Source organism: Fibrobacter sp. UWH4, assembly GCF_900142475.1.
Classification (GTDB): Bacteria; Fibrobacterota; Fibrobacteria; order Fibrobacterales; family Fibrobacteraceae; genus Fibrobacter.
This window is the reverse complement of record NZ_FRAY01000007.1, coordinates 66,568-89,952: the sequence shown is the minus strand read 5'-3', so window position 1 is coordinate 89,952 and position 23,385 is coordinate 66,568. Positions and strand designations below refer to the sequence as shown.

Annotated in this window: 25 protein-coding genes and 1 tRNA gene; 21 read left to right on the top strand and 5 right to left on the bottom strand. The window is 46.3% G+C overall.

Translation table 11 applies throughout. The features are described from left to right. The first annotated feature begins 321 nt into the window (after positions 1-321). Complete coding sequence (locus tag BUA93_RS12600) at positions 322-990, top strand: tetratricopeptide repeat protein (RefSeq protein ID WP_072979933.1); 669 nt, start codon at positions 322-324, stop codon at positions 988-990. A 25-nt stretch (positions 991-1,015) separates the two neighbouring features. On the opposite strand, the gene BUA93_RS12595 is transcribed toward BUA93_RS12600, so the two are convergent. Then, the gene (locus BUA93_RS12595; protein WP_072979931.1) at positions 1,016-1,273 is read right to left on the bottom strand and encodes a TIGR03905 family TSCPD domain-containing protein; all 258 of its coding nucleotides are present in this window, start codon (positions 1,271-1,273) and stop codon (positions 1,016-1,018) included. 161 nt (positions 1,274-1,434) lie between these two features. Between BUA93_RS12595 and BUA93_RS12590 the strand changes: the two genes are divergently transcribed. Next, positions 1,435-1,596, top strand: a complete 162-nt coding sequence (locus BUA93_RS12590) for a flavodoxin family protein (RefSeq protein WP_254793982.1) — start codon at positions 1,435-1,437, stop codon at positions 1,594-1,596. 51 nt (positions 1,597-1,647) lie between these two features. Further along, complete coding sequence (locus BUA93_RS12585) at positions 1,648-2,235, top strand: DUF1349 domain-containing protein (protein WP_254793981.1); 588 nt, start codon at positions 1,648-1,650, stop codon at positions 2,233-2,235. A 96-nt stretch (positions 2,236-2,331) separates the two neighbouring features. Here BUA93_RS12585 and BUA93_RS12580 read toward each other — a convergent pair whose 3' ends face one another. Next, entirely contained in the window at positions 2,332-2,658 is a 327-nt protein-coding gene (locus tag BUA93_RS12580) for an addiction module antidote protein (protein WP_072979927.1), read from the bottom strand. Between the two features lie 259 nt (positions 2,659-2,917). Between BUA93_RS12580 and BUA93_RS12575 the strand changes: the two genes are divergently transcribed. The 9 genes from BUA93_RS12575 (at position 2,918) to BUA93_RS12535 (ending at position 14,154) form a co-directional block, all read left to right on the top strand. Then, positions 2,918-6,787 carry a type IIG restriction enzyme/methyltransferase gene (locus BUA93_RS12575; protein WP_072979925.1) on the top strand — a complete coding sequence of 1,290 codons (3,870 nt, stop codon included), beginning with the start codon at positions 2,918-2,920 and terminating at the stop codon, positions 6,785-6,787. 18 nt (positions 6,788-6,805) lie between these two features. Next, complete coding sequence (locus BUA93_RS12570; protein ID WP_072979923.1) at positions 6,806-7,657, top strand: hypothetical protein; 852 nt, start codon at positions 6,806-6,808, stop codon at positions 7,655-7,657. A gap of 17 nt (positions 7,658-7,674) precedes the next feature. Continuing rightward, a complete protein-coding gene (locus BUA93_RS12565) occupies positions 7,675-8,172 on the top strand; it encodes a TIR domain-containing protein (RefSeq protein WP_072979921.1) in 498 nt (165 codons plus the stop codon). Between the two features lie 3 nt (positions 8,173-8,175). After that, positions 8,176-8,793 carry a TIR domain-containing protein gene (locus tag BUA93_RS12560; protein WP_072979919.1) on the top strand — a complete coding sequence of 206 codons (618 nt, stop codon included), beginning with the start codon at positions 8,176-8,178 and terminating at the stop codon, positions 8,791-8,793. 20 nt (positions 8,794-8,813) lie between these two features. Continuing rightward, positions 8,814-10,277 carry an SIR2 family protein gene (locus BUA93_RS12555; RefSeq protein WP_072979917.1) on the top strand — a complete coding sequence of 488 codons (1,464 nt, stop codon included), beginning with the start codon at positions 8,814-8,816 and terminating at the stop codon, positions 10,275-10,277. Between the two features lie 59 nt (positions 10,278-10,336). Next, positions 10,337-11,335, top strand: a complete 999-nt coding sequence (locus BUA93_RS12550) for a toll/interleukin-1 receptor domain-containing protein (protein ID WP_175547442.1) — start codon at positions 10,337-10,339, stop codon at positions 11,333-11,335. After that, positions 11,316-11,642, top strand: coding sequence for a hypothetical protein (locus BUA93_RS12545; protein WP_072979913.1), 327 nt, complete (start codon positions 11,316-11,318; stop codon positions 11,640-11,642). Before BUA93_RS12550 ends, BUA93_RS12545 begins: the two co-directional genes overlap by 20 nt. 27 nt (positions 11,643-11,669) lie before the next feature. After that, on the top strand, positions 11,670-12,593 hold the full coding sequence (locus tag BUA93_RS16595; protein WP_083597431.1) for a hypothetical protein: 924 nt from the start codon (positions 11,670-11,672) through the stop codon (positions 12,591-12,593). A 70-nt stretch (positions 12,594-12,663) separates the two neighbouring features. Next, on the top strand, positions 12,664-14,154 hold the full coding sequence (locus BUA93_RS12535) for an ATP-binding protein (protein WP_072979909.1): 1,491 nt from the start codon (positions 12,664-12,666) through the stop codon (positions 14,152-14,154). Positions 14,155-14,306: 152 nt separating this feature from the next. Here BUA93_RS12535 and BUA93_RS12530 read toward each other — a convergent pair whose 3' ends face one another. Further along, entirely contained in the window at positions 14,307-14,510 is a 204-nt protein-coding gene (locus tag BUA93_RS12530; RefSeq protein ID WP_072979907.1) for a hypothetical protein, read from the bottom strand. A 202-nt stretch (positions 14,511-14,712) separates the two neighbouring features. On the opposite strand from BUA93_RS12530, the gene BUA93_RS12525 reads away from it, so the two are divergent. The 7 genes from BUA93_RS12525 (at position 14,713) to BUA93_RS12495 (ending at position 19,932) form a co-directional block, all read left to right on the top strand. Continuing rightward, entirely contained in the window at positions 14,713-15,471 is a 759-nt protein-coding gene (locus tag BUA93_RS12525) for a DUF1016 N-terminal domain-containing protein (RefSeq protein WP_072979905.1), read from the top strand. Beyond that, complete coding sequence (locus BUA93_RS16800; RefSeq protein ID WP_217651007.1) at positions 15,449-15,679, top strand: PDDEXK nuclease domain-containing protein; 231 nt, start codon at positions 15,449-15,451, stop codon at positions 15,677-15,679. Before BUA93_RS12525 ends, BUA93_RS16800 begins: the two co-directional genes overlap by 23 nt. Positions 15,680-15,873: 194 nt before the next feature. Beyond that, the gene (purD, locus tag BUA93_RS12515; protein ID WP_072979903.1) at positions 15,874-17,157 is read left to right on the top strand and encodes a phosphoribosylamine--glycine ligase; all 1,284 of its coding nucleotides are present in this window, start codon (positions 15,874-15,876) and stop codon (positions 17,155-17,157) included. A 147-nt stretch (positions 17,158-17,304) separates the two neighbouring features. Continuing rightward, the gene (gene purE / locus BUA93_RS12510) at positions 17,305-17,778 is read left to right on the top strand and encodes a 5-(carboxyamino)imidazole ribonucleotide mutase (protein ID WP_072979901.1); all 474 of its coding nucleotides are present in this window, start codon (positions 17,305-17,307) and stop codon (positions 17,776-17,778) included. Positions 17,779-17,888: 110 nt separating this feature from the next. Continuing rightward, a complete protein-coding gene (locus BUA93_RS12505) occupies positions 17,889-18,677 on the top strand; it encodes a DUF3108 domain-containing protein (protein WP_083597429.1) in 789 nt (262 codons plus the stop codon). A gap of 135 nt (positions 18,678-18,812) precedes the next feature. Then, complete coding sequence (locus BUA93_RS12500) at positions 18,813-19,793, top strand: hypothetical protein (protein ID WP_072979899.1); 981 nt, start codon at positions 18,813-18,815, stop codon at positions 19,791-19,793. Positions 19,794-19,858: 65 nt separating this feature from the next. After that, positions 19,859-19,932 (top strand) — tRNA-Arg (locus BUA93_RS12495). A gap of 163 nt (positions 19,933-20,095) precedes the next feature. On the opposite strand, the gene rimO is transcribed toward BUA93_RS12495, so the two are convergent. Together rimO and BUA93_RS15765 are read right to left on the bottom strand one after the other, a co-directional pair. Then, on the bottom strand, positions 20,096-21,406 hold the full coding sequence (rimO, locus tag BUA93_RS12490) for a 30S ribosomal protein S12 methylthiotransferase RimO (RefSeq protein ID WP_072979898.1): 1,311 nt from the start codon (positions 21,404-21,406) through the stop codon (positions 20,096-20,098). A gap of 87 nt (positions 21,407-21,493) precedes the next feature. Further along, positions 21,494-22,321 carry an SPOR domain-containing protein gene (locus BUA93_RS15765; RefSeq protein ID WP_083597427.1) on the bottom strand — a complete coding sequence of 276 codons (828 nt, stop codon included), beginning with the start codon at positions 22,319-22,321 and terminating at the stop codon, positions 21,494-21,496. A gap of 211 nt (positions 22,322-22,532) precedes the next feature. Between BUA93_RS15765 and rpsU the strand changes: the two genes are divergently transcribed. After that, positions 22,533-22,742, top strand: coding sequence for a 30S ribosomal protein S21 (rpsU, locus tag BUA93_RS12475; protein WP_014546541.1), 210 nt, complete (start codon positions 22,533-22,535; stop codon positions 22,740-22,742). A gap of 172 nt (positions 22,743-22,914) precedes the next feature. After that, positions 22,915-23,385, top strand: a complete 471-nt coding sequence (locus BUA93_RS12470) for a GatB/YqeY domain-containing protein (protein WP_072979896.1) — start codon at positions 22,915-22,917, stop codon at positions 23,383-23,385.

The following is a 23,385-nucleotide window of genomic DNA, read 5'->3' as shown; positions in this document are numbered from 1 at the left end:
ATTGTACATCATGCGGATTCCTTCGCCATCATTCACGTAATTCGCGGCGCGGGTTTCATCGATACCGAAGTTCCTTGCGGTTTTGAAAATTTATAGGATTAAATAAAAACTTCCTTTTAAAATTAAGCCCAAAAGATCCCCTTCAGGCTTTTCTTTGACGACTATTCCATCTTGCTTCCCTGCTATTCAAGTTCATATTCAAGCGCATTGTCAAAAAGAACTTTGAATGAATCGCGCAAGAATGGAGTTACACCTGCCCGCTTGATGACAAAGTTTATACTGACAACTTCTAGAATGGAATAAAAAACTATAATTGTAGTTATGAAAAAGTTCTTTTCACTATTGGCTGTGTTTTTCGTACAATTGTTCGCGGATACTCCCGAAGAATGGATTGCGAAGGCGAATGGCGTGATTAAACAAGAAATTCGTGCATCAGGTAATTCCATTCGTTCTGTCTATTCCTTTGAAAGCCTTAAGGAGGCTTCGACGATACTGGATTCCGCACTCAAGAGGTTCCCTTACCGAATCGATGTCTGGCTCGGACAGGTTCAGTTGAACGGTGAAATGGAAAACTGCAAGGCGCAGGTCGAGTACTTCGAGAAAATCCATGAACTATTGAAGACGAAAAGGGACAAGTGCGAACTCAAGGACGGAGAAAAAATTGGCAATGCAGACGAACTTCTAGAAAAGGAGTTCACCATTGCCGCTAGAAAGCACTTCGAATCGGAGAATGATCCGTGCTACGAAATGCTTGCCCGCCAAATGCTCAAGTTTCTCCCCAACAGTGTAGAAGCGCTGAACGCTATGAGCGTTGTTCATTTGCTCCAAAAGAGTGACAGCGCGATAGTGTATCTAGAGCGAGCTTACAAGTTGAATACTTCTGACTGCGTTGTGATTCACAATATTGCGGAATTTTATAAACGCAAGGACAATAAGAAAAAGTACGAAGAATACACGATGAAAGAAGCGCTGATGTGCCGGCAGAAGTAGCTTGTAAATAAGTATTTCCCGACCCTCAAACGTTGGAAATAGCTTCTTTCCCGAGGACGGCGCGGGCCAACTGGTCGGCGCACGAAGTGGGCTTCCCGCCGCAGGTGTTGCCCAGGAGCTTTGCCGCGATATCTTCGGCGCTCATGCCTTCGCAGAGCTTTGCGATTGCCTTCAGGTTGCCGTTGCATCCGCCCGTAAAGCGGATGTTCCTGATTTTGTCTCCGTCGCGCGTAAACTGGATTGTTGTCGCGCAAACGCCTCTGGTCTTGAAAGTCTCTTCCATAATAAACTCGTTGCAGGTTTGTTTGTTGTCATCCTCGACCGTCAGGGAGGGGATCCATTTTTTGATAAATATAGAATGTCTTGGCGCTGGGCGAGAGGACTTGGCAATCTCTAGCTGTTTTTATAGATTATAGCAACAAAGCATATCGCAGTGGATTAGGTATGAACATTCTGATTCTTTCGGGTAGCCCGCGCAAGGGCGGCAATACGGATTTATTGGTGGATGCGTTCGTGAAGGGTGCTTCGCAAAAGCATCAGGTCGAAGTCGTCTCCGTTCACGATCACAAAATCAATCCTTGCGTCGGTTGCAATATGTTGGAATAAATTCGGATAGGGACAAATTCAAAGGCCACAGAAATGTTTGATATTTCTAAAATGAAATGGGTCAGGGAACCCCGGAACTACAGCATCAATCAGGAAGGCGTCGAAATTGTGACCGCCCCGCATACAGACCTTTGGCAAAGGACCTACTATCATTTCAGAAACGATAACGCTCCGGTTCTGCAGATGGAAACAGAAGAAAAGTTCTTTTCCTTTGTCGCCAAAACCGATTTTTCCGAAAGTCGTCATCGCTTCGACCAGTGCGGGGTGGCGCTGTATCTGGATTCGGAAAATTGGCTTAAGGCGTCGGTCGAATATGAGAATGAAAAATTCCAGCACCTGGGTTCCGTCGTGACAAACCGCGGGTATTCAGACTGGGCGACGACCGCGATTCCTGCAGATGTAAAATCCATGTGGTATAGGCTCAGCAGGCGCGAAGATGACTACTGCATAGAATGTTCTCGAGACGGGGTGCAGTTTTCCCAAATGCGGATTTGCCACATGCTCGAAGGAGCCGGAAAAATTCGGTTTGGCATATATGCATGCAGCCCGGAAAATTCCAGCTTCACGGCTCGATTTACGGATATGCTGGTGACGGAATGCGCATGGAAAGCGCACGACGGCCAACAACCGGATGCGTAAACGTAGATTTCCACCAAGTCGGCATCGAGCATCACCTTTACCCCGCGGATGGTATATATCCGCGATCCATAATACCACCTTTTCTGGTGCTGGGAGTTAAACTTTGTACACGGCCTTTTTCTCGGCGACTGCACAGGGGGTTATGCAGAGTTTTAAACCCATGGCGTTCAGCACACGCATGATGGTGTCGAATCTCGGATGCGCGTCTTCTCTTAGCGCCTTGTACAAACTTTCGCGATTCAGTCCCGCAGACGCGGCGATTTTTGCCATTCCGATTGACCGGGCTGCATCTCCAATGGCATGTTGCCAGAGGACGGGGTCGTTTTCGGCAAGGGCTTCTTCCAAAAAGAGTTTCACGTCTTCTTCTGTTTTAAGAAGATCTGCGACATCCAAATCAGAGACCTTTGCATCAATTTTTTTCATTGTTCAACTCCTGTCCTCCCACAATGTAGCCAATCGGCTACAAATTGTCAATAGGCCTGTGCGATTTTTTTGAAGGGGGAAGTCTCCCCCTCGCTTCTGCCCCATGTCATCCCCGCGCAGGCGGGGATCTCCCTGTGGCATACGCTACCCCCTCTAGCGGGGACACCCCGCAACGCCCCGACTGCAAAAAAACGGGATTTGCCTCAAAAAACTTAGGATTGCCATCTTTTGTCTTCAAAAAAGGGTATATTTCCGTTGTATGTCAATCAAGTTCATTTCGCCTAAAAAGTCCGTCAATTCCGCGTTTCTCAAGCTCCCTGTCCCCGTCGAAAAGATGGAGGATTTCAAGCTTTCGCTTAGGAATCTTTATAGCAAGCGGAACCCGGCGCAGGACGAAGAATACCACAAGGGCGAAATCTGGAACTTTTTACGCAAGATTTTTGAACCCGATTATTCGGTGCAGGTCAACCGCCCGATAGACTTGTGCGTTTTTAACGGCAATACGGCAAGTGCAAAGCCGGCGGTGATTATCGAAGCGAAATCGCCGACGAATGCGGCAGAAATGCTTTCGGCGGAGCATCCGAACGTAAAATCGTTGCAGGAACTCGTCTATTACTTTATGCTGGAATACGTGCATTCGGGCAATCACGAAATCAAGTGGCTCGCCATCACAAATTTTGACGAATGGTATTTCTTCGACGTTAAAGATTTTATCCGCTATTTTGGGAACAAGACGAAACCGATATACGATCAGTTCCTGAAATTCAAGGCGAATCAGATGAGCGGCAACAAGACATCCGATTTCTACAACGAAATCGCGAAACCCGCCATCGACGATTTCCTCGCCTCCTGCGACATCAACGTTGTGCATTTTAATTTGGAAGATGCTTGCAAAAACGTCATTGCGAGTCCCGGATCAAAGTCCGGGATAAACTCCGCGAAGCAATCTCCGCCAGCGTGTCATCCTGAGCGGAGCGTAAGCGGAGTCGAAGGATCTAAAAAGCTCCTCCCTCTTTTCAAATTCCTCTCCCCGGAAACCCTCCTCGCGAAGCCTTTCGCAAACGACAGCAACAGTCTCGACCGCAACTTTTATGCGGAACTCTTGCACATCATTGGCCTCGAAGAAGTAAAAGAAGACAAGGGCAGCAAGAAAGTCATCCGACGCAAGAAGCCCGCAAATCGCGACAAGGCGAGCCTCCTTGAAAGTGCTATTTATCAGTTAGAAATCAAAGAATCCGATGCGAATAAATGTGAAGAAACCGCACTTCGCCTCTGTATCACATGGATAAACCGCCTATTATTTCTTAAGTTGGTGGAATCTCAGATCCTTATGTATCAAAAGGGTGATGCATCCTACCGGTTCATGAGTTCGGACAAAATTAAGGGTTTTGATGAACTCAATATTTTCTTTTTTAAAGTTCTTGGGAAAAAGGTTGATGACCGTGACGCAGATGTAAAAGCTAAATATCCGAATGTTCCCTATCTGAACAGCTCCCTTTTCGAACCCACGGAAGATGAATCGAAACTGATGATTGGGAATCTCTTGGATAATGATCTTGAAATTTTCAACAAGACCGTTTTGAAGGACGAACGCGGCAAACGCGCAAAAGGCACGCTCCCGAATCTGGATTACATCTTCAAGTTCCTCGATGCGTACAACTTCGCAAGCGATGCCCAAGGCGGCGTGACCTCTACGAGCAAGACGCTCATCAACGCGTCGGTTCTCGGACTCATCTTCGAAAAAATCAACGGCTACAAAGACGGCAGTTTCTTTACGCCTGGGTTCATCACCGACTACGTGGCCCGCGATGTGCTGGAACGGACGGTAGTGCAGAAGTTCAACGAGAAAAAGTCCTGGAAATGCGAAAATTTGGAAGATGTCTCGGACAAGATTGAAGATATTTCAGAAGCGAATGAAATTGTTGATGACATCCGCGTTGCCGATGTCGCCGTGGGCTCTGGGCATTTTTTGGTGTCGGCCCTTAATCGCCTGCTTGCAATCAAATCGGAATTGAACATTCTATGCGATGCAGACGGCAAACGCATCAAACGTCGCGACCTGATTTTGAAAGTGGATAACGACGAACTTTCTGTTGTTGATGACGAGGGCGAACCGTTTGAATACAAACCGGGCAACGAAGAAAGCCAGCGGTATCAAGAAGCCTTGTTCAACGAGAAACGCCGCATTATCGAGAAATGCCTTTTCGGTGTTGACTTGAACCCCAACAGCGTGAATATCTGCCGTTTGCGCCTTTGGATTGAACTTTTGAAGAACGCCTACTACACCAAGGAAAGCGGCTACAAACAACTTCAGACACTCCCGAACATCGACATCAATATCAAAGTCGGCGATTCGCTGCTGAGCAAATACCCCGTGCAGAACGGACGCTTGATTGCGGATTATCTTACTCGTGATGAACGAGCCGACCGCAAACGGGACAGCCTCAAGAATAGCCTTATTGAATACAGACAGCTTGTGCAGGAATACAAAACGGGCAAGTCGCAGAGTTCCAAGATGATGCTCCGGCACAAGATTGCGTCGCTCAAGAGCCGAATGGTTGAAGACGGACAGATTGAAATGTTTGACGAATACAAGGGTTCTGCGGGTAATACCATCGATTTTTCCAACTCGCTCGAATGGATGTTCGAATTTCCAGAAGTTTTGGACGAAAAAGGTCGCTTTGTTGGCTTTGATGCAATTATTGGAAACCCGCCGTATGTGCAGCTCCAGAGCATAGGCGAAATGAGCGACGTCTACAGCAAACGCGATTACAGTTGCTATAACAAGTCTGCAGACCTTTATTGCCTTTTTGTGGAACGCGCCTACAGCCTGCTGAAAAAGAACGGATATTTCTCGTTCATCATGCCGAACAAGTGGATGCTCGTGGATTACGGCAAGGAACTGCGGCGATTCATGAGCCAGACCTCGCTCAAGAAAATTCTCAACTTTGGCGATGTTCAGTTCTTTGCCGATGCGACCATTTACGTGTGCATATTCGTATCGCAAAAGTCCGGCGACAAGATGCCCGTTTTGGCGTGCTCACTGAACAGCAAGATCTATCACGGCGAATTCGAAAAAGAAGTCAAGGCTGCGACATTCGAGTTCTCGACAGAAAATTTCGGAGCAAGCGAATGGAGCATCCGCAACAAACTCCACGATTCCGTATTGCAGAAAATGAACGTCGGCACGGCTCTGAAAGATATGCCGATTACAATTAATTACGGCTTAAAGACAGGTTATAATGATGCTTTCTTTATTGATGGCAAAACAAGAGAGAAATTAATTTCTGAAGATGCGAAAAGTGCTGAAATAATAAAGCCGTTATTACGTGGGCGAGATATTGATGCTTGGAGGACGGAAAAGGAAGATCAATATATATTATTCGTTCCGTGGCATTTCCCGTTACATTTGAATCCGAACATTGTCGGGTGTTCCAAAGAGGCCGAGACTGAATTTGAAAGGGAATATCCCGCTGTTTACAAACATCTGCTGAGTTACAAAGAAAAACTCTCAGCACGAAACAAGGCCGAAACAGGCATTCGCTACGAATGGTATGCATTACAGCGTTGGGCTGCTGATTATTATAAAGAATTTGCCAAACCAAAAATCATGTACCCGAATATGACTTCGGTATTCCCGTTCACCTATGACGAAACCGGCTCTTTCGGCAACGACAAATCTTTTATCATTACAGAAAAGGACAATTCGCAGAATTTGCCAAAGGGAACGGAAAACGTCATTGCGAACGAAGCGAAGCAATCCAGTGCAGAAACATCCGGCGATGTCATTCCCGCGAAGGCGGGAATCTCCTCTCCTAGTGGCTATAACTTACTGAAAGCCCTTCTTGCAATCTTTAACTCGAACCTCGTCAAACTCTGGATATGGTACAACTGCCCCGAACTCATGGGCGGCACCCGTGAAATCCGCAAAGCCTACTTCGAAAACCTCCGCATCCCCCTAAACAACACGGAACTCCTGCAGCAACTCGCCACCCTCGCCGACCAAATCATTTTCGCCAAGAAAAACGGTGAAGACACAACGGAATTAGAAAAACGCGTGAACGAAATCGTCTATCAACTCTACGACATTGCCGATACCGCAGAAATCGAAGCCGTGGAGAAAAGATAATATAAATGGAGATGTTTTATGTTTAGAGCATATGTATTGGATTTAGAAAATATTGCCCCTTTAATTAAGAATGAATCATCATTGTCTATTTATGATGATGTTAAAACCTCTAAGATTATAGAAACGTTAGAAAATATTCTTAGTGCTAAAAAAGCATTTTTGAACGCTAAAGAGTTGTGCGATTTATTCTTTCCTTCTGCTGAATTTCCCGTTTTTTTATCTCATTCGGGCCAGAATAAATTAAATGTGCGAAAATTTGCTCAATGGTTAAAGAGAAATTTCGAATTAAATGCGTTTATTGATTCTGATTTGTGGGGCTGTATTGCTGATTTGCAAAAAAAAATAGACGCAAAATTTAGTAAGGATGAATATGGAAAATATGATTATAAGAAAATAAATTATAGTACCGCTCATGTTCATATGATGCTTAGTCACGCATTAACTCAAATGATTGATTATTCAGAGTGCTTTATATTTTTAAAATCATCAGAATCTATATCCATTCAAGATACGCAAAAGGGGACATTTTCGCCTTGGATCTTTCATGAATTGGCAACTGTTGATACGATAAGAGAAAACCGAAACAGGAAATCTTTGCCCCAAGAGATAGCGAAAGTACACGCAGGAATGTTTTCAAAACGTTGTGATGAAAGTCTAAAAATATTTTACCCAATACCATACAAAAGACCTATTTCTCTTGTAAAGGATGATCTTGAAAATTGGCAATCAAATTTCATGAATCCTTATTCGGATAGGTTGAAGCGTATAATGAAATGTGCGGGTATGCTTTGTGAAGGTTATGGAGAAGAAATGGCTATCGCAAAAACGAAATGGGAAAAAGCTTTGAATTGGCTTTATAAAAACTATTAAAAATAGGGTGGTAAAGTATGAAACGTCAAGTCTTTTATAGTTTCCACTATAAGCAAGATTCTCGTCGAGTTGCTCAAATTCGTAATATTGGGGCTATTGAAGGAAATACGGCTGTATCTGATAATGATTGGGAAGAAGTAAAGAAAGGTGGAGACGAGGCCATTCGTCGCTGGATTGATGCCAATATGCAGTATCGCTCGTGTTTGATTGTCCTTGTGGGGGAACATACCTCGGAAAGACCTTGGGTTGACTACGAAATTCGACGAGCATGGAATAAGGGAATGGGTGTTTTTGGAATATACATCCATCGTATAAAAGATCCTTTGCTTTGTCGATATGGTTATATGGGGTTTTCTAATATGGGTGATAATCCCTTTGATAAAATATTCTTTGAAAATGGTAATCCATTATCTTCTGTGGTACCATGTTATAATCCAAATCCTAACGATGCATACAATGACATTGCAGAACATTTAGAAGATTGGGTTGAAAAAGCAATTAAGGTGAGAGGTTAAAGAATGGCTTTATTTAATATTAATCGTTTTGAAAAAATTGCACGTGAAAGTCGCGGTACAATTGTTGAAAGTGCTGCACAAGAATCTGTTAGACTCAATTCTGAGATGTATTGTTTTTCTCAGTTTGATGATTTAAAAAAGTATGATATTTTTCTGTCTCATAGCTATAAGGATCGAATAGCTGTTGCGGGATTGGTAAAATATTTGAAAAAGCAATATGGTTATGAAATATATGTTGACTGGATTGAAGATAATACATTAGATCGTACTAGCGTGACAAAAGAAACTGCAAATGTTATTAAAAACCGGATGAAAAATTGCAAATGTCTTTTTTATGTAACCTCCGAAAACGCTCCAAGTTCTAAATGGATGCCATGGGAATTAGGACTAATGGATGGGTTAAAGGGAAGAGTTGCTATTTGTCCTTTAATAAGAGGAACGTCTAGTTCTGATGTTTATCAAGGACAAGAATATTTAGGGATTTATCCTTACATATCTGAAAATCCAAAAAAGGGTTCAGATGAGTTGACTCTATGGGTAAATGATAACGAGGCTTGTTATGTTAAATTTAAAGCATGGCTTGATGGAAAACTTCCTTGTTTACACAAAGATGATGAATGAAAAAATAGGAGAAGTCTGTTATGGAACCAACAATTTTTAATAAACTTGTAAATCGACTTCAATCAGGCGAATTGGCGTTTTACATTGGGGCTGGTTTTTCTGTTCCATGTAAGTTGGTTGATTGGAATGGTTTGATTGAACCCTTAATTTCCCCTTTGAATTTAAAGCTCAAAAAAGATAAAGATGGTAATTATATAGGAAATGAAGATCTTATACAATTTGCTCAATTTGTGGCAAATCAGCCTGAAGGGAGAAAAAAAATAAATGAGGCTATAAGAGAGGGCTTTTCAAAAGGGGTAATTTCTGATAATCAGAAAGAATTAGCCAAGTTAGATGTGTCCGAAATTTGGACAACAAATTATGATCCGATGATAGAAAATGCGTTGCGTGAAAATAAAAAAGAGCCATGTGTAATTGTGAATAATAAGGATTTATTGGAAAAAGAGAAAAAGGGCGCTATTCCTATATATAAAGTTCATGGGGATTATTGTGATCCCGAAAATTGTGTGATTACAAGTTCCGATTATGAAGATTTTTTTGAAAATAAAAAAAATTTTATATACGCTTTAAAAACAGCTCTTATAAGAAAAACTTTTATTTTTGCAGGATTTAGTTTTAAAGATCCTGATGTTAAATATATTTTAGCAGAGTTAAGACATTCTTTAACAAAAGATAACATGCCGGAACATTTCTGGATTATTTGTACGCAAGATAAAAAAGATCGAGAAGTAGAATATGAGTTGTTTAAAGAAGATTTGAAAAAAAATTACAATATTACATCTATAGAAATTAATGATTTTAAGGAAATACCTCAATTGTTGCGAGATCTTTCTAAATATGCCAAAAGAAATCGTATATTCATTTCAGGATCATATTGTCGGGAAATTGATGAGTCTGATGATGATTATAAAAAACGTACAAATGATATCGACTCTTTTATAAGTGATTTGACGTCATCTTTGGTAGGAAAAGAAAATCAGATTGTATCAGGCTATGGTCTTGGAGTAGGTAGTGCTGTTATTACCGCGTGTTTACGGACTGCATATGAAAAATATTCAGCATCATCTAGTTCAAAATACCTTATAATGCACCCGTTTCCTCGTAATATTGCAAACATGGCGGAAAAAGAACGCCTTTGGAAATCTTATAGAGAAGAAATGTGTGATGAGTCTGGTATACAAATAGTTCTTTTTGGACGAAAAATAAATGAAAAGAAGGAAGTTGTTAATGCGGATGGAGTAAAAAAAGAATTTGACATAGCTCATCAAAAAGGACTCTTTATAATACCAATTGGATCAACAGGTGGAATGACGAACGTCATTTGGAATGAAATCTGCAAAGAAATGGAAGAATTTGGCTACAATTCAGATTTTTTGAAGACTAAATTAAAAAAATTAGGAGAGTTAGATTATGTGAAGAATAAAGCAGAATTGGTTGATTGCGTACTTGAAATAGTTAATGATGTTCAATCTTATAAAGGGTAATTATAGAAAAGTCTACTATGTGCTTGAATAATGATGTCCATTTAAACGAAATTTTTGATTTGAAAATTGATTCTCTTAATGATGTTTATAAATGTTATGTCGAATCTCAAAATAAAAGAATGCAAGACATTAAATTCGGTGTTCGAAAATATGGTGACAGAAGAATCAAAGACGAAGAAAAATTGAAATTTTATGAAAAAATAAATGACGACTTAAATAATGATTATAATGAGTCAAATGTAACTGTTTTTTTGTCTCATGCTCATGAAGACCTTAAATATGCATACTCTGTAGCGCGTTTTTTGAAGAAAGCGTATAATGTAAATGTTTATATAGACGCATTCGATCCTTTAATGCCTTCAGCGACGAATGCAGATACGGCTGATAAATTAATAAAAAAAATAAAAAGTGCTGATAGGTTTATTTTTGTTGGTACAAAAAAATCTTTTATGTCAAAATGGTGTAATTGGGAGTTGGGCTTAGGGGATTCCAAAAGCTTAAGGGGACATCTTGCATTTTTGGTAATGAGTAATCGGAATGAAAAAATGGGCAATTTTAACGAAAATGAATATGTTGGTTTATATCCGTTTATTTGGGATAAAAGTATGTGTGGTATTGAATCTAATGAAGATGTTTTATATGTTGGATATCATGGCCTCAATAACAACACTTATGTGCCGTTGAAAGATTGGCTAAGCAAAAAAAATAAATTTAGATATGCAAATACTGCGCTTAGTAATCGGAACGTTTCTCTAGTGGTTTTTTTTCTTTCAAAATTCAAAAAGCGGGCTGTCGAAGCAATGAATTTTGGAACTATTTCAGGAGCGTTGGAAAAAATGTCATTTATTTTGGGTATACCCTTAAAACAGTGCTATTGTGAGTTTAATCTTATTTTCAAAAGTGAACAAAATGGTTTTAATAAGTCTCTTCCTTCAAGAATTGCTTTGAGATGTTATAATGAGTGGAAGGATAAACCATTTGATGATTTAAAACAAGACGTATTGCACATAAAAGATGATTATGAGAGGATTTGTTATAATGACCTATCAAGAAGTTGAATCTTTAGCCAAATCTCTTTCTTATCGCGATAAACTCCATCTTGCACAGACAATGTTGCAAATGGCTCGAAAAGAAGAGGAGGAACAGAACTCATCAACAGCAAGGTTTGCTGCTGAATTTCCCAATATTGTTGAGCGAATTCGAAAGTCAAAGCCCGGGAAAAGAAAATCTTTAACTAGTTTCATCAAGGATATGTTCAATTTCCGAGGTGGGATTACAGATGAAGAGATTGACCGCGTGATTGACCAATTGCAAAAACAGAATGTAATTACGATAGATGATGTTGGTCGTGTAACCTATCAATAATTTTTTTGTTCCATTAGAAGGTTACCCATGCTTTTCACTCCCACTGGCACATTCTATTCCAAGGTTCAATTCAAGACCGAAGAAGAGGTCGAGAAGGTTGTCGCCCGCAACTTCAAGCTTCTCTTCGGAGACTATTCCATCTTGCTGCCGAAAAGTTTAATCCGGACTTCTGGCGGCAAGGGGACTGTTCCCGATGGCATCATCGTAGATTTCAAGGGAAACCGATGGTTCATCTTGGAGGTGGAACGCGGCGACCACGAAACGTGGGGGCATATTGCTCCGCAAGTCAGCAAGCAGCTTGTCGCGGTGATGAATCGCGAGACGAAGAACAAGATTACGGAACTTTGCATTGCAGAAATCGGAAAGCAGAAGGAGTTCTCGAAGCTTCTTGAATCCGACCTGAAAATCCAGCAAATCCATGTGCACGGTTTTGTCCAGAAGATTCTGGAAAAGGACCCGATTGTCTCTTTGCCGATAGACTATTCTCCGAGCGACCTTGAGGAATGGGCTTCGATGCAGAAGGTCGATGTGCAGATTCAGCATATCGAAAAATATATGAACGGCAAGGGTGAGGTGCTTTACGACTTCCCGGATTTGGAATTGACGCAGGAAAAGGAGTCCTTGAAGGCAACAGACAAGAGCAATGCTTTGTACGAGATTGTGAAGGCGGGGCTTTTGATCGTGGGCGATGTCGTGCATTTCGATTATGGCCCGAAGGGCAAACCAAAGGCGCATTTCGAAGGAAAAATCTGTTCCGACGGAATCGAGGTGGACGGAATCGTTTCTTCGGCCAGCGTCTCTGCCTTGCGTTGCATCCAGCAAATTAGCCCGTCGCGCACAACGACGAACGGCTGGGTCACCCCGTGGTCCCGTCAATGGCTGCTGCCCTCGTTGCCGGAGGCGCCCGGAACGGCCTCATTTTTTGGAAGAATAAGGATAGAAAGGAATTGAAAAATGAGTAACAGTTCAACCTATTGCCCTCGCCCGTCTAAAAATCTATTTTAACGCCTAGAGGAAAAATATGCGTATAGAAGAAATCCTTGCAATGGAAGAATCTCAGACTTTTGACCGCAAGAGCGTCAATATTGCTCCGCGCGATTTTTCGAACCATGTCTGTGCGTTCGCCAATGCGGATGGCGGGATTCTCGTTGTTGGAATTTCGGACAAGACTCGTAGAATAGAGGGTGTCGATCATCACAAACGCGAAGTAAATGAGCTGTTGCGAGTCCCGATGGATTTCTGTATGCCGACAGTCCCTTTCGCTCACGAATTTGTTGAGTGCGTTGATTATAAGGGGCACGCGAACCATGTACTGGTATTCCATATCGAAGCAAGTCCGTTCGTTCACGAAAATCAGGCCCATGATGCTTATTTGCGAATTGGCGACAAGTCTAAGATTTTGTCTTACGATGACCGTATGACTCTCAGTTTCGACAAGGGCCTGCGTTCGTTTGAAGATGTTCTTGTGCCGGAATCCGGTTATGATGATATTGATGAGGCTTATCTCAAAGAATATTTGAATTTAATCGGCTATTCTAAGTCTCCGCGTGAGTATCTGTTGCATAATAAGAACTTTGCTAAAGTAAAAGAGGGTGTTGTTCATTTGAGTGTTGCCGCAGTACTTCTTTTTGGCAAAAACCCGCAGTTGTTCTTCCCGCGTGCAAGAGTGCGTTTCATCCGTTATGAGGGAATCGAGGAAAAATTCGGTGCGGAAATGAATGTTGTTAAGGACGTAACATTTGAGGGGCGGATTCTTGAACAAGTTCAGAAGGCTGTCGCCTATATCCAGACGCAGATTAAGGAACGGACTTATCTGACTAAGGGAGGAATCTTCACGACGGAGCAGGAGTATCCTGAATTTGTCCGTACTGAACTTATTGTCAATGCTGTGACCCATAGAGATTATTCCATTCGGGGGACGGAAATCCAGATAAAAATGTTCGATGACCATCTTGTTGTCGAGTCTCCGGGGAACCTTCCGAGCCAAGTGAAGATAGAAACGATCAGAAACGCTCATTTTGCCCGTAATTCGCATATTGCGGAATACCTGAAGGACTACAAGTATGTGAAGGATTTTGGGGAAGGTGTTGATCGCATGTGTCGGGAAATGGAGGCGCAGGGATTGCCGAAACCAGAATATCGGCAGGATGCTTTCATTTTGAAGGCTATCGTTAAAAATTCGGGATTTGGGTCGAAAAACTTAGGGATTGATGGCGAAAACTTAGGGATTGATGGCGAAAACTTAGGGATTGATGGCGAAAACTTAGGGATTGCTCAGCTCAAATCTGAGATTTTAGATGCTAAGTTGAATGCCTCGGTAAGGGATAAAATATTGCAACTTGTGAACGAAATCCAAATAAATCAAGTTTTTGGTGCTGGCGATATTGTGGATATCTTAAAGTGTGCTCCGGCTACTGCGACCAATCTTATAAAGCGGATGAAAACGCTAAATATAGTGGAACCTGTTGTGGGCGCAGGCAAGGGAAAATACGTATTGCGCCGTGCTAAGTAGATTGTGCAATCATGAATCCACGCGAAGTTCTCGTATTAATCAAAGGAGATTTTCTAATCGGTGAATCGGAAGCGTAATTGTATCCGCAAAAATTTTCCGCAAGTTGCGGAAGAATTGTCTAAAGAGCCATGGAAACCCGAACCATGCAACCACTAAAACTTGAGGATCTTACCGTCCAGTTCGATAGCATCGTCCGCAGGTATTGCGACGGTGGCCTTATCGCTTACCGAGATGCGCGCTATTTCACGAATGACATGCTGAATCTTTTCGAGCGAATCGAAAGGCAACGCCTGTTTGTAAACAATGACGGAGCCAAGAATATCTTGGCTGTCGCGGTTCAAGAATCGCTCCGCCATGAGAGACGAGCTGGAAAAAATTTAGTCTCGTCAGTTGTTCGGAATTTCCGAACAACTGCGGCTGAGCCTAGTGTAAAATTTCCTTAAGCCCCTTGCCAGAATCCCAATATTATCTACATTTCAGCTGCGGTTCCTAATAGTGCAGGCTCCGAAAGGCATTTGATGATTGTCAAATGTTTTTCTTTTTTTCAAAGGGGCCACTATGTCTAAAAAGAAACTCGCTTCGTCAAAGAGCAACGCGAACCTCAACGCCGACTTCATAACGGATTTGAAGAGCATCGTTTCTACGGCACGGAATATGAGTTTTCGTGCGGCAAATCTGATGCAGGTCGCCTGCAATTGGCTACTGGGCTGGCGAATTGTGGAACAGGAACAGCAGGGAAAGGCTAGAGCTGATTATGGGAAACATGTTGTTGAAACGGCTTCCGAAAATTTAACTGCTGAATTCGGAAAGGGTTTCTCGATCGCATCGTTAAAAAGTTATAGGAAATTTTATCTTAATTTTCAGGGTTTACAGGTATTTCAAACTCTGCCTGTAGAGTTTAAGAAAGCGATTGCTGCAAAAGGGCAGGCATTGCCTGCCCTTTTTGAAAGTGAGGAAATAAGGCAGGCTCTGCCTACCCAATTGTCATGGAGCCATTACGAATGCCTTATGCGTGTCAATGACATCGATGCTCGAACGTGGTATATGCAGGAAGCCGCTTCGCAGCAATGGGATTATCGCACCCTAAAGCGGAATATTGCGTCTCAATATTACTATCGGTTAATGCAAACTCCCAAGGCTAAAAGGGCTACCGTTGTCAAGGAAATGAAAAAAATGACGGCCGATTATCAGAAGGAGCGTTCGGAGTTTATCAAGAATCCTTTGATTGCAGAATTTCTTGGAGTAAATCAGGATGCAGCGGTGACTGAGTCAACGTTGGAAAATGCGATTTTGAATCAAAAAGACCGAAGGAGATAACCCGACAATTGGCATAATTCTCTGCTCCGACACTAATGCCGATGTTGCTCGTTTTTCAACACTTGCAACAAATAAACGCATGTATGCAGCACAATATCTGACCTACATTCCTTCTAAGGAAATTCTGGCCCGCGAGATTGAAATGCAAAAGGAACAGTTTATTGAGCAATACGGAAACTTAAAGAAAAGAAGTAAAGCAAAGAGCTAAGGTTTCAGAGATTGTCGAGAACCATTTTGCCAACGCCGACATCATACAATTAGTAAAAAGCGGGGCTTAACCCTGCGTATTGCTAAAAGACGGCCATTGGGAGATTATGAATTAAGGGTTTGTCGCGTGGGTGTTTTTTTCTCGTTCCCCGCATTTTTCTAAATTATCCTCCGTAACAGTAAAGGATACGCTATATGAATATTCTCGTCGTTGGTAGCGGTGGTCGCGAACATGCCATCGCTCTTGCAGTCAAGAAGTCGCCGCTGTGCGACACTCTCGTGTGCGCTCCGGGCAATCCGGGCATGGCAAACCTTGGCAAGTGCGTGCCGGTGGATGTGGCTGACCCTGGTGCGATCGCTGACCTCGCCGTGGCCGAAAAGATTGACCTCGCGGTCATCGGCCCCGAAATTCCGCTGGTCGCGGGCGTGGTGGATGAATTCCGCCGTCGCGGGCTGCGTGCTTTCGGTCCGACTGCGGCTGCTGCCGCGCTCGAAGGCTCCAAGGCCTTCAGCAAGGATATCATGAAGAAGTACAACGTGCCGACGGCCGCCTTCGAGACCTTCACCGATCTCGCCTCCGCGAAGAAGTTCCTCGCCGAACACCCGGCTCCGATCGTGGTGAAGGCGTCGGGCCTCGCTGCGGGCAAGGGCGCCATCGTCTGCATGACCGACAAGGAAGCGAACGACGCTGTGGAAGAAATGCTCGGCGACAAGGCCGTCTTCGGCGAATCCGGCAAGACGGTCGTGATTGAAGAATTCATGGACGGCGAAGAAGCCTCCATCTTCGTGGTTTGCGACGGCAAGGACTACGTGATTCTCTCTTCGGCCCAGGACCACAAGCGCGTCTTTGACGATGACAAGGGCCCGAACACGGGTGGCATGGGCGCCTACAGCCCGGCTCCGGTGGTGACGGATGCTCTCCTCGAGGTCGTGAAGAAGACGATTATCGAACCGACCCTCAAGGGCATGGCCGCCGAAGGCAAGCCTTACACGGGCGTGCTCTATGTGGGCATCATGGTAACGGCAAAGGGCCCGAAGGTCGTGGAATACAACTGCCGCCTCGGTGACCCCGAATGCCAGATTGTGCTCCCGCTCTACGACGGCGATGTGCTCGCTTTGTTCGACGCTGCCGAAAAGGGCGAACTTGCGAAGCTCGGTGCTCCGAAGGCTCCGAAGGGCAGCTCCGCAATCGTCGTGCTCGCAAGCGCGGGCTATCCGGGCTCCTACGAAAAGGGCAAGGTCGTGACGGGTATCGAAGAAGCCGAAAAGAACGGCGCCCAGGTGCTCCACGCCGGTACCAAGATGGTGGACGGCAAACTGGTCACGAACGGTGGCCGCGTGTTCGGCGTGGTGGGCCATGGCGAAACGCTTCAGGCCGCTCTCGATATCGCTTACGAAGCCGCCGAAAAGGTTCAGTTCGAAGGCAAGTTCTACCGCAAGGACATCGGCAAGAAGGGCCTTGCAAGACTCGCGAAATAAGGAAAATTGGCTAGAGATTGCTTCGCTTCGCTCGCAATGACATGCATGTGAGGAACTAGCAAGGAAAAAGTTTTCTGAGCGTCATTGCGAGGAGTGAAACGACGAAGCAATCCAGGCCTGAAGGGATTAGTTTAAAAGGATTCAAAAATGGACTTAAAAGAAAATGCTAAGGTCGGTATCGTTGCGGGTAGCAAGTCCGACCAGGAAACTGTAGACAAGATCACCGCGGTGCTCGACGCCTTCGGCATCGTGTGGGAATTCAACATTCTCTCCGCACACCGCACCCCGAACGCCACCGCGAAGTATGCTCGCGAAGCCGCCGGGCGAGGCCTCCAGGTCCTCATCGGTGTTGCTGGCCTCGCTGCAGCCCTCCCGGGCGTGCTCGCAGGGCACACCATCCTTCCCGTTATCGGCCTGCCCTGCGCCGGCGGCCCGCTCAACGGCGTCGATGCCCTGCACTCCATCGTGCAGATGCCCCCGGGAATCCCGGTGGCAACAGTCGGCATCGGCAACGGCAAGAATGCCGGTTACCTCGCTGCCCACATCGTCGCCATCGCAGACCCTGCAGTCCGTGAGAAACTCGTCGCTTACCGCAAGGGCCTCGGGGATATCGAAGGGTAAGCCTGCAAAAATTATGAATTCGGATTTCGGAATTCGGAATTGTAAAAATAGGCGGCTTTGCCGCGACTATTTTAATTCCGAACTCTGAATTCTGAACTCCGAACACACTCATGCTCTCTCGTCCTTCCTCTCTCGTCTCTCGTCTAACCGCGGCGCTGCTCTTTGCGCTGTCTTTCGCCTATGCCGGTGAGCCCAACCTTCCCGAGGTGAATGCACCCTGGATGAAGGGAGAAAAGCTGACCTTCAGCCTTGGTTGGGGGTTCATTACGGCTGGTACTGCGACTCTCGAGGTCAAGCCGATTGCTGGCGGCAAGACGGAGTTCTTGACGCATGCGACGGGCAACAAGACCATCAATCGAATCTACCCGGTAAACGATACGGTGTACACCCGCGTGCGTAACAAGGGACTCATGACCGAAGTCTTCCGCAAGCGCCTGCACGAGGGCACGTTCCACAACACCTCTGTTATCCGTTTCGACCGCAAGGGTGAAAAGGCCTGGCTTTCGGACACCGTGTTCACCGACATGAAAACCCGCAAGACCAAACGCTCCGCCGATACTGCGGTCGCCATCCAGGGCATGGAGCACAGCATCATGTCGGCGTTCTACTACGTGCGCACGATGCCCCTCACGGTCGGCGATACGAGCCGTTTTTCGGCGGTGAGCGGCAAGAAGCGCTATGAGCTTAAGGTGCTGGTCCATGGCAAGGAAACGGTCGAAAGTGTACTCGGGAAGGTTCCCTGCATCAAGGTGGAACCTGTGCTCGACGGAGATGGAATTTTCGTTTCCAAGGGACGGATTTTCATTTGGTTGACCGACGACGACCGCCGGATTCCGGTGCTCATGGAGTGCGAAATTGCGCTCGGGAGCATCAAGGCAAAATTGCTGGAGGCAAAATAACGGGAGTTTTGTGGACTTTTGCTTACAAAAAATCTTAAATGGGAGTGTTTTTTGCTTTTTTTACATTTTGTTTTTTGCAAAACGTCCGCTTAAAAGTTATATTCGCAAATGCGATTATATAATCTGAGGCTTTTAATGTTTAAGAAAGTACTTTTGGCTTTGAGTTTGACCGCCTTCATGTCCTGGGCTCAGGACGATTTTGATGACGATGATGAAGGCTTCGTATCCGCTCCTGCCGCCGCATCTTCTGAACAAGAGGATGACGATGATGGTTTTGTTTCGGCGTCCGATGGTGGCGGTTCGCATGCTGCGATGGCCTCTTCCGAAGACGAAGAAGAAGATTTCTCCGATGTCGGTATGTCTGCCGCCCAGCGCCGTGAGATGGCCGAACGCAAGAAGTTTGAAGAAGAGCAGCGTCTCGATGAATACGCGAACTCCGAGCGTCGCCGCGACTGGCTCCGTAACCGTCTGATTTTCCAGATCGGTATGGGTTCCCGTTATCCGATCATGGGCGAAACCGGTATGGGTATGGGCATCGGTGCTGGTCTTGAATATATCCTGCCTTTCCACTTTGCCCTTTACGGCTCCTATGGTTTCCTTCCCAAGGGTACGGACAATGACTTCGACGAATGGGAACTCGAAGGTGGCACGGGCTGGAAAGCGGGTATTAACTATTATCTCTTCCCCAAGAACCCGCTGCACTTGGGCCTGTCTGTTTCTTACGGTACAGTCTATTTTGACCACGACATCAAGCCGGAAGGCAATGTTCGTTCTTTGATCAAGGTGAACGGTTTCCAGTTTGATGCGCTTATTACTTACCTGACCAACGAATGGTACTACCTGCAGTTCTCTATCGGTATGTATTACGCACCGAAGCTTGCCAGCACCCCGAATACAGGTGACGAAAGCACGGACAACCCGAGTTTCCGCAAGAAGGAAATCGAAGGAATGTGGAACGGCGAATGGGGCTCCAAGGTCGTGAACAAAGACGGCATGAGCAAGACGGGCATCGTGTTCGGCATTGCGATTGGCTATGCCCTGCCGGAACTCTTCCCGGATGACACCGAAAAGCGTCGCCGTGAACGTGAAAAGGCCAGGGAACGCGAAGGCCGCTAAGGTTTGAGTTTAAATGAGAGAATGGGTCGGCTATGCCGGCCCATTTTGCTATATTTGCGCCACACGCCCTTGTAGCTCAGTTGGATAGAGTGTCAGCCTCCGAAGTTGAAGGTCATGCGTTCGAATCGCATCAAGGGTATAAAAGGAATGCTCCCTTAGGGAGCATTCCTTTTATACTTTTTGATTTAGATGAAAATGCAAGTTCGACTGCCCCGCAAGGCGAATGAAGCGGGCAAGCTAGCTTGCCTATTTCTGAGCCGAGGGGCAGGTACACAAACCGAAGGTTTGTGTACAATCGCATCCTACACCAGCTTCACAATCAGTTCGTGCGGCTCGGCGTCCACCACCAGCGCATCGCGGAATTCGCCCACGTCGGCGTCACCCTCGATCACCTTCACGATGTCGTCGTTTTCCATGGAATTGCCTTCGGTGCGTCCGTAGAAATGGTATTCGCTTTCTTCGGCAACCTGGTCGATAATAACGCGGACTTTCTTTCCGATCATCGCTTCGGCGTGTTCGGCATCAAGTTCTTCCTGCAGGTCGGTGACGGCATCGAGCCTTGCGCGGGCCTCGCTCTCGTCGACCGCGGGCAAGTCCATTTCCATCACGGGGGTGCCTTCTTCGGGGCTGAACACGAATCCGCCCAGGTGATCGAACTTGATGTCTTCCAAAAGTTCCATCAGTTCTTCAAAGTCTTCGTGGGTTTCGCCGGGGAAACCCACAAGTACCGTGGTGCGCAGCGTAACGCCCGGAATGCGCTCGCGGATCTTGTGCAGAATGTCCACGAGTTCCTTCTTGCGGTAATTGCGCTTCATGTTCTTGAGCACGTTGTCGCTGGCGTGCTGGATCGGCATGTCCACGTATTTCACCAGGCGCGGCTCGTTTGCCATCAGGTCCAATAGTTCGTCGTCCACGAACATCGGGTACCAGTAGAGCGTACGGATCCACGGAATGTTCGTGTTGTCGAGAATGGCGCGTAAAAGTTGGGCGAGCGTGCCGCCCTTCTTGCCCTTTTCGCGACCGAAGTAAGTCGTGTCTTGTGCGATGAGCGTGATTTCCTGGACGCCCTGCGCTTCGAGTTCCTTGGCTTCGGCAACAATGTCTTCGATACTGCGGGAAACCTGCTTGCCGCGGATAAGGGGGATGGCGCAGTAGGCGCAGCGGCGGTTGCAGCCTTCGGCAATCTTCAGGTAGGCGTGGTGCTTGAATCCGCCCAGGTTCATGCGAGGCAAGTTCTCTGCATCGCAAGTTTGCGGTGCCACGATGCCCATCTTCTTCAAAAGTTCGCCCGGCCTGTAGGTGCCAACCCAGTAATCGACTTCGGGCAGTTCCTTTACTAGTTCGTCGCCGTAGCGGCCCGAAAGGCATCCCGATACAATCAGTTTCTGCTTCGGCTTTTTGCCGTTAATTTGTGCGAGAATCGCGTTGATGGATTCTTCCTTGGCGGCTTCAATAAAACCGCAGGTGTTCACTAGGATGTAATCCGCTTTGGCTGCCGTATCGCAAGTCGCAAAACCGGCATGCAGCATTTCTCCGACCAGGTTTTCTGCATCGACCTGGTTCTTGGCACATCCAAGATGAACGACAAAAACTTTGGGTTTCTTTGTAGGCATATTGCCAAATTTAGAAAATGAAACGTCCGTAAAAAAAGAAACACCGACAGAGCCGGTGTTTCCTGAAATTTAGAACAAATTCTCTTGTTATTCCCAGTCGTCGAAATTGTCGGCCGGTGCCGGGGCTGCGGGAGCCTGTTGGGCGGGCTCGGATGCAGGAGCGGGTTCCGGTGCCGGTGCAGGAGCCGGTGCGGGCTCGGGTGCGGGAGCGGGTTCCGGTGCCGGTGCAGGAGCCGGTGCGGGCTCGGGTGCGGGAGCGGGTTCCGGTGCCGGTGCGGGTGCCGGTTCAGGCTCAGGTGCGGGGGCCGGTTCAGGTTCCGGTGCGGGAGTCGGCTCGGAGTAAGAATTGTTGGAGTAGTTGGAGTAATCTTCATCTCCGCCGGGGTTACCTACGTCGTCGTTCTTGCTCATGTCCACCCACCAGGCGTAGTTGAGCGGAGAAAGAACCTGCTTGCCGTATTCCTGGGCGTTGGCGCTCGATTCGAAATAGCCGACGCGGATGCGGTAGTAGGTGCCTTCGAGTTCGCCCGGGTTTTCCACTTCGGCGATGTAAGCCTTCACGTTGCTTTCGGCGAGCTTCTTCACGATGCCATCGGCGGCCTTCTTGGAAGACTGGATGCTGACCTGGATGACAAAGTCGCCCTTGTCAAGCTGCTGCACGCTGCCGGTCGGTGCGGGAGCCTTTTTCTGGGCGTCTTCGGCTGCTTCGTCAGCCTTGGTGTTTGCGGAGAGGGACTGGAGGGGCACGAGTTCCGGTTCTTCGGCCTTCGGCTGTTCCTCGGCCTTGGGGGCAGGTGCCTGGGCGGCCGGCTTGGCCGGTTGCATCTGCGGAACGAGTTCTTCTTCGTCATTGCATGCGACTAGCATGGAGCCGGCAAGTGCGATGGCAGCGAGCGAAATGATTGACTTTTTCATCCAATTCTCCAATTTTTTTTGAAAAAACCGAGGACTTAAACTTTTTCAATAAAAAATATACATAAGTCTTTGATAATCCGCAAGTTATGATGAAAAAAATGTAAAAAAAATGCTTAAAAACGGACGTTTTTTTATACCCTTGACGAAATTCGTACAATTAGATATATTTGGCTATCCAAAAACGAATTTCTAATTTAACCAAAGGATAATCGTGATCGGCGTAATTGTTAAGTCCAACGAACCTTTCGAACGCGCTCTCAAGCGTTTCACCAAGTCTTGCGAAAAGAACGGCATCATTTCCGATGTCAAGAAGCGTCAGCGCTTCGAAAAGCCTTCTGAAGAAAAGAAGCGCATCGAAACTGCTGCCCGTCGCAAGCGCCTGAAGGAAATCGCTGACCAGAACCGCAAGCGTCTCTACTAGTCGTCGACTGGCTGAGCCAGTTTGCCGTAGTGGAATCGCCAAGGCTTTCTAGGACATCGTTTCTAGCCTTGTGTTGTAATGAGTCGTCGGTCTATGACCGGTGGCTCGTTGCGTGTTTTTAGAGTTTAAACCTTATTGCCGGGAGCGGGGCGTAATCCGCCAGGGGTAAAACATGAGCAGTGCATTGCTGACTAAGATTAAAGACGACATCAAGGCCGCCATGAAGGCGCACGATTCCGAGACTCTCGGAACGCTCCGTACCCTCCATTCCGACATCAAGAACGAAGCCATGAAGAACGGTGCCACTCCGGCCCAGATCGAAGAGACGATCACCGACGAAATGTGCGTCGACGTTCTTGCCCGTAGCGTGAAACAGAAGCAGGAAGCAATCGACATCCTCACGAAGGGTGGCTTCATGGACAAGATTCCTGCCGAAGAAGCGACCATCGCCCTGTACCGCAAGTACATGCCCGCCGAGATGACCGAGGACGAAGTCAAGGCCCTCATTGCAGAAATCAAGGCCGCGACCGGAGCCTCTAGCCCCAAGGACATGGGCAAGGTCATGAAGGAACTCTCCCCGAAGGTCAAGGGCCGTTTCGACGCCAAGCGCGCATCTGCCCTGGTGCAGGAAGCTCTTAAGTAG

Bases quoted from the DNA above. Each gene is read 5' to 3' on its own strand.
- BUA93_RS15765 (WP_083597427.1), bottom strand. From the start codon at position 22,321: ATGAAAAAGTCAATCATTTCGCTCGCTGCCATCGCACTTGCCGGCTCC.
- BUA93_RS12570 (WP_072979923.1), top strand. From the start codon at position 6,806: ATGTTTAGAGCATATGTATTGGATTTAGAAAATATTGCCCCTTTAATT.
- BUA93_RS12560 (WP_072979919.1), top strand. From the start codon at position 8,176: ATGGCTTTATTTAATATTAATCGTTTTGAAAAAATTGCACGTGAAAGT.
- BUA93_RS12555 (WP_072979917.1), top strand. From the start codon at position 8,814: ATGGAACCAACAATTTTTAATAAACTTGTAAATCGACTTCAATCAGGC.
- purD (WP_072979903.1), top strand. From the start codon at position 15,874: ATGAATATTCTCGTCGTTGGTAGCGGTGGTCGCGAACATGCCATCGCT.
- BUA93_RS12500 (WP_072979899.1), top strand. From the start codon at position 18,813: ATGTTTAAGAAAGTACTTTTGGCTTTGAGTTTGACCGCCTTCATGTCC.
- BUA93_RS12545 (WP_072979913.1), top strand. From the start codon at position 11,316: ATGACCTATCAAGAAGTTGAATCTTTAGCCAAATCTCTTTCTTATCGC.
- BUA93_RS12575 (WP_072979925.1), top strand. From the start codon at position 2,918: ATGTCAATCAAGTTCATTTCGCCTAAAAAGTCCGTCAATTCCGCGTTT.
- BUA93_RS12525 (WP_072979905.1), top strand. From the start codon at position 14,713: ATGTCTAAAAAGAAACTCGCTTCGTCAAAGAGCAACGCGAACCTCAAC.
- purE (WP_072979901.1), top strand. From the start codon at position 17,305: ATGGACTTAAAAGAAAATGCTAAGGTCGGTATCGTTGCGGGTAGCAAG.
- BUA93_RS12530 (WP_072979907.1), bottom strand. From the start codon at position 14,510: ATGGCGGAGCGATTCTTGAACCGCGACAGCCAAGATATTCTTGGCTCC.
- BUA93_RS12600 (WP_072979933.1), top strand. From the start codon at position 322: ATGAAAAAGTTCTTTTCACTATTGGCTGTGTTTTTCGTACAATTGTTC.
- BUA93_RS12580 (WP_072979927.1), bottom strand. From the start codon at position 2,658: ATGAAAAAAATTGATGCAAAGGTCTCTGATTTGGATGTCGCAGATCTT.
- rimO (WP_072979898.1), bottom strand. From the start codon at position 21,406: ATGCCTACAAAGAAACCCAAAGTTTTTGTCGTTCATCTTGGATGTGCC.
- BUA93_RS12535 (WP_072979909.1), top strand. From the start codon at position 12,664: ATGCGTATAGAAGAAATCCTTGCAATGGAAGAATCTCAGACTTTTGAC.
- BUA93_RS12565 (WP_072979921.1), top strand. From the start codon at position 7,675: ATGAAACGTCAAGTCTTTTATAGTTTCCACTATAAGCAAGATTCTCGT.
- BUA93_RS12470 (WP_072979896.1), top strand. From the start codon at position 22,915: ATGAGCAGTGCATTGCTGACTAAGATTAAAGACGACATCAAGGCCGCC.
- BUA93_RS12585 (WP_254793981.1), top strand. From the start codon at position 1,648: ATGAAATGGGTCAGGGAACCCCGGAACTACAGCATCAATCAGGAAGGC.
- BUA93_RS12595 (WP_072979931.1), bottom strand. From the start codon at position 1,273: ATGGAAGAGACTTTCAAGACCAGAGGCGTTTGCGCGACAACAATCCAG.
- BUA93_RS16595 (WP_083597431.1), top strand. From the start codon at position 11,670: ATGCTTTTCACTCCCACTGGCACATTCTATTCCAAGGTTCAATTCAAG.
- BUA93_RS12505 (WP_083597429.1), top strand. From the start codon at position 17,889: ATGCTCTCTCGTCCTTCCTCTCTCGTCTCTCGTCTAACCGCGGCGCTG.
- BUA93_RS12590 (WP_254793982.1), top strand. From the start codon at position 1,435: ATGAACATTCTGATTCTTTCGGGTAGCCCGCGCAAGGGCGGCAATACG.